This window comes from Daeguia caeni (assembly GCF_042653845.1).
Taxonomy (GTDB): Bacteria; Pseudomonadota; Alphaproteobacteria; order Rhizobiales; family Rhizobiaceae; genus Brucella; species Brucella caeni.
The window spans coordinates 1-6,293 of record NZ_JBHSEL010000089.1; the positions used below are offsets into that span (position 1 = coordinate 1).

Genomic DNA, 6,293 nt, shown 5'->3' on the forward strand with positions numbered 1-6,293 from the left:
CAAGTGGTGACACACAGGCACTGAATGACACACAGTCACTGAAACAGATGAAACGCCCCGGTTCCGCCGGGGCGTTTTGCATGTCCGTTTCATGCCGCCATGAAAGCGGCACAAGGCTTACTGATAGCGCGCAATGCTCAGATCATCGGCGCGGATATCGGTCTTGTTGCCGGAGATGATGTCGGCCAGAAGCTTGCCGGAGCCGCAGGCCATGGTCCAGCCGAGCGTTCCGTGACCGGCATTGATGAAGAGATTGTCATAGCGCGTTGCGCCAATGATCGGCGTGGAATCCGGCGTCATCGGACGCAGGCCCGACCAGAAGCTTGCCTGTTTCAGATCGCCGCCGGGGAAGAGATCGGTGACTGACAGGTCAAGGGTGGCGCGGCGTGCAGCCGGCAGGTCCGTGGTGAAGCCGGATACTTCCGCCATGCCGCCCACACGGATGCGATCGCCAAGACGGGTGATGGCGATCTTGTAGCTTTCGTCCAGCACGGTTGAAACCGGTGCGCGGCTTTCATCAATGATCGGTGCGGTGATGGAATAGCCCTTGACCGGATAGATCGGTGCATTGAGGCCAAGCGGCTTGATCAGGGCCGGCGTATAGCTGCCAAGGGCAACGACATAGCGATCGGCCTTTTCAATGCCCTGTGATGTTTCAACGCCAACAATTTTGCCGCCTGAAATCAGGAAGGACCTGATGTGGACACCAAAGCGGAACTTGACGCCCAGCCCTTCGGCAATCTTGGCCAACGCATTGGTAAATTTGAAGCAGTCGCCGGTCTGGTCATGCGGCAGGCGCAAGCCGCCGACGAACTTGTCCTTGACGTGGGCAAGGGCAGGTTCTGCCGCAGCACAGCCGTCACGGTCGAGAATTTCAAACGGAACGCCATCCTGGCGTAGGACTTCCACGTCCTTGCCGATACCGTCAAGCTGGGCCTGTTCACGGAACAGCTGCACGGTGCCCTGCGTGCGGTGATCATATTCGATGCCGGTGTCTCTGCGCAGCTCATCAAGGCAGTCGCGGCTATATTCGGCCACGCGTACCATGCGCGACTTGTTGATCTTGTAACGGCTGGAGGTGCAGTTGGCGAGCATCTGCAACAGCCAGATATATTGTTTCGGGTCGGCCGTCGGACGGATGATCAGCGGCGAATGTTTCTGCAACATCCACTTCAGCGCCTTGAGCGGAATGCCGGGGGCGGCCCATGGCGAGGCATAACCGGGCGAAATCTGACCGGCATTGGCAAAGCTGGTTTCAAGCGCGGGGCCTTCTTCACGGTCGATGACGGTTACTTCATGGCCAAGCTTGGCCAGATAATAGGCGGTTGTGGTGCCGACGACACCGCTACCGAGAACTGTGATCTGCATGAATGCTTCCCCCTGTTACTTGTCTTGTGCGGCGCTGCTGTCGATATAGAACCGGGCATAGCGATGACCGAGCGCCGTCAGAATTTCATAAGGAATGGTGTCGCAATCGCGCGCCACCGTTTCGAGACTTTGATGCGGGCCGATCAGTTCGACCAGGCTGCCAAGTTTCAGCGTGCCTGCGGGCAGGGCGCTGACATCAAGCGTGATGGAATCCATGGAAACGCGTCCGACGATGGGCAGGCGCGTTTCGCCATGATAGGCAGCCCCCTTGTTGCTCAGTGTGCGGAACCAGCCATCGGCATAGCCAACGGCAATGGTGGCAATGCGCATGGGCGCCTTGGCCACAAATGTGCCGCCATAACCGATTGCGGCACCAGCTGTAATTTCGCGCACCTGAATGACGCGGGCAGACAGGCTGACCACCGGCATGATCGGGTTTTCACCACTTGCCGGGCCAACGCCATAAAGCGCAATGCCCGGACGGGCGAGATCGAAATGATAGGTCTTGTCCAGGAAACAGCCGCCTGAATTGGAAAAGGCAACGGGGCATTTTGGCAAGCGGGCAAGGGCTGCATTCATCGCTGCAAGCTGGCTGGCATTGGCCGGGTTTTCCGGCTCGTCGCCACAGGCAAGATGGCTGATGATGAAGCGTATATCGATCGGGTCGAGCAGCGAGGGCATTTGCGTGAGCCTGTCGAGCTCTTCCGCCGATAGGCCAAGCCGGGACATGCCGGTGTCAAGCTGCAGCATGGCAGGCAGTTTCTGCCCAAGCCCCTTTGCTTCAGCCGCCCAGTTTTCAAGCTGTTCCAACGAGTTCAGCGCCGGTACAAAACCTTCCTTTGCCGCAAGGGATTCCGTTTCGGGCTGGAGGCCGTTCAGAATATAGATGGTGGCATCAGCAGGCAGCGCTGGCTTGAGCTTCAGCGCCTCACCAAGATGCGCCACGAAGAAATCCCGGCAGCCGGCTTCATAAAAGACCGGTGCGACGCGATCGGCGCCAAGACCATAGCAATCCGCCTTGACCACAGCACCAGCGCGAGTGGGAGCAAGGCGCTGTGCAATGGCCAAGTAATTATGGCGCAATGCGCCAAGGTCAATGGTCAATATGCCACCTGCGGCGAGATCGCATACTGATTGCGAAAACTTGGATGGCATATCGAACATCCTGATCCGGGCCTCTCATTCAAACACATGACGGGGACATGCGTGGGGGTGAATGCGTTTCCCCGGATGGGGACGGCGAAATCGGCCCACCGCGGGAAAACAGACGATATGTTAATCGAAGGGTATTCGAATGTAATTGCTATTAATCGTAGAATATGCGAATTGCGAGGTAATAGTTGCACGATTTGACGAATGGATCGAATAATATGCGACTGACGATGGACAGTATAGACCGCAATATCATACGCTGTCTGCGCCGCGATGGGCGCATGACCAACAGCCAGCTTGCCAATGAGGTGGGGCTGTCGCAATCGGCCTGCCTGCGCCGTGTGCAGATGCTGGAGGAAAGTGGCGTCATTCGCGGCTATACGGCGATTGTCGGCTCATCGGATGGTGATGAGCGACTGGTGGCGATCGTACGCATTACGCTCGACCGGCAAACGGAAGAATATCTCAACCGCTTCGAGGAGGCGGTGCGGCGTCACCCGGAAATTCAGGAATGCTATCTGATGACGGGGGATGCCGATTATATTCTGCGCGTGGAGGCGGAAAATGCCGTCGCCTATGAGACGATACACAAGGAAATCCTGTCGCGTCTGCCGGGGGTGGCTCGCATTCATTCAAGCTTTGCCATTCGCACGGTGCTGTTGTCAAAGGCGCCGCCATCGCGCATGTGATGGGTCAATCCGGACAGGATGATCATGTGTCATCTGCGGTCGACCGACGCGTGCTCCGTTGGTTGCCATCTGACCGCCATGTCCTCTTCTTGCGGAGGATGTCCGGGGAATGGCTCGAATGCGATTGAAAATGCGCGTGCAATGGGCCTCCTTGAACATGCTGCCAGGCATGGCTGAATTCATGATATGTCTGCTCCAGACGTTTCATGGCATCGCATGACGTGGACGGGTCTGGTCGCAGGTCGCCTGCCTTGCAGACTTCTCCTTCCATATCCTGATATGGCGAACCTTATGGTGCGGCCTGCCGCGGGCGGCCAGATCATTGTTTCAGGGGGGGCGTAAAATGGTCTGGTCAGGAAAGGCGAAAACACGCGACCGCCATCCATGCGCGCCGTGCTTGTGCCGATCCCGCTTTTTCTTTTGACTGACCTGTTCGATACCGGAAAACATGCCGCTGCACGGCTGCCTCATATGTCGACAGGCGGAACACGGAAACCGTAAATGGCTCGCTATTTTGCAGAAGCTGCAAACGGCTTGTCTGCTGGGCCGATCATATGCGGAAAACAGCTGCGCCGAAATGGCTCGCCAGCTTTGCCTTGATTTGCGGCAATGATGAAGGCAAGGAAACTTGCCTGACGACAATGGAAAATTTACCCATAGTAGAAAATAGTGTAATATTAACAAAGTCGAAACGCATTTGCGCGAATTTATAATATATAACGAATTCATTGAATGTAATATGAAATATACTCACAAAATAGAAATATTCTATATTTTATGATATTATAATTTTTCTTAATGAATAAAAAGCTGCAAGTTGTTGCTAGCAACTTTTATGTAAAAATAAATTGCCTTTGAAAAAATTATCACACTGCGCAATAAGCCAAAAGCAGGAAAAGCTAACAATTAGCTAACTTCATATATTATCCAAAGGAAAATTCCATTTATGTCGAACTCATCGGAACGAGAGTTTAGATCCGTATTGCGATCTAGTGTGTCACCACTTGTGGTTGTATTATTTACCATCCCGCTCCTTTTGGGTGTGCCCAGCGTGGAGGCAGCGGTCAGTGACGGTGAGGCAAAGGCCGGCCATAGTGGCGATAGTATCAACAGCAAGAAGCTGAAATTTGGCTTTGGGAAAAGCAAAAAACGTGCTCTTCAGGCAGGAAAGAGCCTGGACGATAGCCTTTATGAACAGCCCAGCAGGAGCTCTACGTTGAGTGCAACGGAGGCTAACTCCGTCTCGCGCAAATCTTCCCATCACTATTCCGAGATAGAAGATCCGGATGAAGATGGCGCAAAGAAGAAAAAGAAGGCGAAAAATCACATTGGCAATATGTATAAAAGGGGCGTAAAGGCGCTCAGGAATGCCAAGAAAAAGCTGGAGGGGAAATCAAGCAAGGCCACGGATGAAAAAAGTTCCTCATCCAGGGAGGGGCTGGGAGGGGTGGTGGCTAATGGCAATAATGCCAATCCGGGCGTGTCTATACTTGTGAACGGGCTGAAGTATATCGATGATGACTCGGATGGTTATGATTCCATCGATGAGGCGTATAAAAATACAGTTGGTCGTAGCTATAATGGCGATTCAACAAGTTATATTTATGCCGTTGATGGTAGTATAAATAATTCATCATATAATATTTCAAATAGTAATAATGAAAATAAAACGGGTCTGTATAGTATAGAAAATATCAGGTTGAATGGCATTCAAATTTATAGGCCGGATATGGCCAAAAATTCTTTCGACGCTACTGACAGTGACGAAAGTAGCTACACGAACACGGATACATATATTACTTCTGATTCAGAGAATTCAGCCTATGGCTCGCACGGCTCGCGGAGCTTTACGGACTATCCGTGGGATGATGCAGCGCATGCCCATTCCAGGCATTATGACATGGTTGCATCCGATGATGAGCATGTGCTGGACAGGGATTACAAGTGGAATGCCATTTCGGCCCATAAGCGTAGCAAACAGGCGATCCTTTGGCTGTCGGACGATGTGCAGCAAAACGATGGCACGCAGCCTGCTGAGGGATATGTCCTCGTTTCTGATGATGATGATTTGCCTCTGGACAGGGCAATGCCACTACGGCGGTCAAAACGCAATGTTTCCGGCCAGATCATCAGAAACGATGATCATCTGAATCTGGACGATCTTGCGGAAGAGTTGCGGTCCGCGCAGGCCCATATTGCCGAGCAGACGACACCCGTGCTGCGGTGGCAGGGTGCAGGCACGATTCTGGTTCAGAATGAAGCAGAACAACAACCGTCGACCAGTGGCGATGCACGCACTGGAAACACGGCCGAACCCGGACCGGGTGAGGTGCGTTTCTTTCTGGAAAATGACCAGAACGCCGATGATCATGCAATCATTCGGGATGAGGTGAGCTTCATCCAGGACCGGGTTGCTTCGGCGCATGCTGACAATGGTGCTGACCATGCGGCTGGAAGCCGTGCTTCAATTGCCGACCGCAAGAGAAAGCATAGCTGGATTCATGTGGTGCCGGCGAAAATCGCCAAGGATAATGCAGCACTTTACCCCGGGCATTCTGCAGTCATTCGGGATGACGTGCAGCTTATCCAGGACAACCTTGCTGCCGCTTCTGCAGAACCTGCGTCTGGCACGGGACAGAATGAACAGCATGTTTCTGGCAATCCGGTTCGGGAAAACAGGGCCGGAAACAGTGAAAGAGGTCTGTTCAACGGATATATCCTGGATATCAACAATAATAATCTGGATATCAATAATAATATAGACGTTAGCGGCAATATAGCCGGGCCCTTATCGTCCGATAGCGAGGAAGAATATCGCGATCTGGCAAATACTGTCCGCAGATATTCTGTTGATTCCAATGTTTCCATCATGCCGGTGGACGAAGATGAGATGTCTGCCGGGATGGCGCGTGGGAGAAGAACAGATAGTCTGAACAATCTGTTTGAAACAGAACAGCCATCAAACATGATGCATGATGATCCTGCATTGTCGCAGCCTGTCAGAGCCCGACCGAAAATTAAGTTGAGCGATTTCAGTAGTTTATGATTCTCTATGTTTGCAAAAACTACGGAGGATCAGATGAC

At 52.9% G+C, this 6,293-nt stretch carries 4 protein-coding genes; 2 read left to right on the plus strand and 2 right to left on the minus strand.

Annotated elements, in window-relative coordinates:
* Nucleotides 1-117 precede the first annotated feature (117 nt).
* On the minus strand, nucleotides 118-1,368 hold the full coding sequence (locus ACFO1V_RS09725; RefSeq protein ID WP_374831809.1) for a D-amino acid dehydrogenase: 1,251 nt from the start codon (nucleotides 1,366-1,368) through the stop codon (nucleotides 118-120).
* Between the two features lie 15 nt (nucleotides 1,369-1,383).
* Nucleotides 1,384-2,523 (minus strand): alanine racemase, encoded by a 1,140-nt coding sequence (gene alr, locus ACFO1V_RS09730; RefSeq protein WP_374831807.1) that lies wholly within the window; start codon nucleotides 2,521-2,523, stop codon nucleotides 1,384-1,386.
* A gap of 215 nt (nucleotides 2,524-2,738) precedes the next feature.
* On the opposite strand from alr, the gene ACFO1V_RS09735 reads away from it, so the two are divergent.
* Both ACFO1V_RS09735 and ACFO1V_RS09740 read left to right on the plus strand, forming a co-directional pair.
* Nucleotides 2,739-3,209 carry an Lrp/AsnC family transcriptional regulator gene (locus ACFO1V_RS09735; RefSeq protein ID WP_374831805.1) on the plus strand — a complete coding sequence of 157 codons (471 nt, stop codon included), beginning with the start codon at nucleotides 2,739-2,741 and terminating at the stop codon, nucleotides 3,207-3,209.
* A gap of 994 nt (nucleotides 3,210-4,203) precedes the next feature.
* Nucleotides 4,204-6,255: a hypothetical protein gene (locus tag ACFO1V_RS09740; protein ID WP_374831803.1), complete on the plus strand. Its 2,052-nt coding sequence runs from the start codon at nucleotides 4,204-4,206 to the stop codon at nucleotides 6,253-6,255.
* Nucleotides 6,256-6,293 lie beyond the last annotated feature (38 nt).

Excerpts from the sequence above, each read along its gene's own strand:
- ACFO1V_RS09735 (WP_374831805.1), top strand. The coding sequence starts at position 2,739 with ATGCGACTGACGATGGACAGTATAGACCGCAATATCATACGCTGTCTG.
- alr (WP_374831807.1), bottom strand. The coding sequence starts at position 2,523 with ATGCCATCCAAGTTTTCGCAATCAGTATGCGATCTCGCCGCAGGTGGC.
- ACFO1V_RS09725 (WP_374831809.1), bottom strand. The coding sequence starts at position 1,368 with ATGCAGATCACAGTTCTCGGTAGCGGTGTCGTCGGCACCACAACCGCC.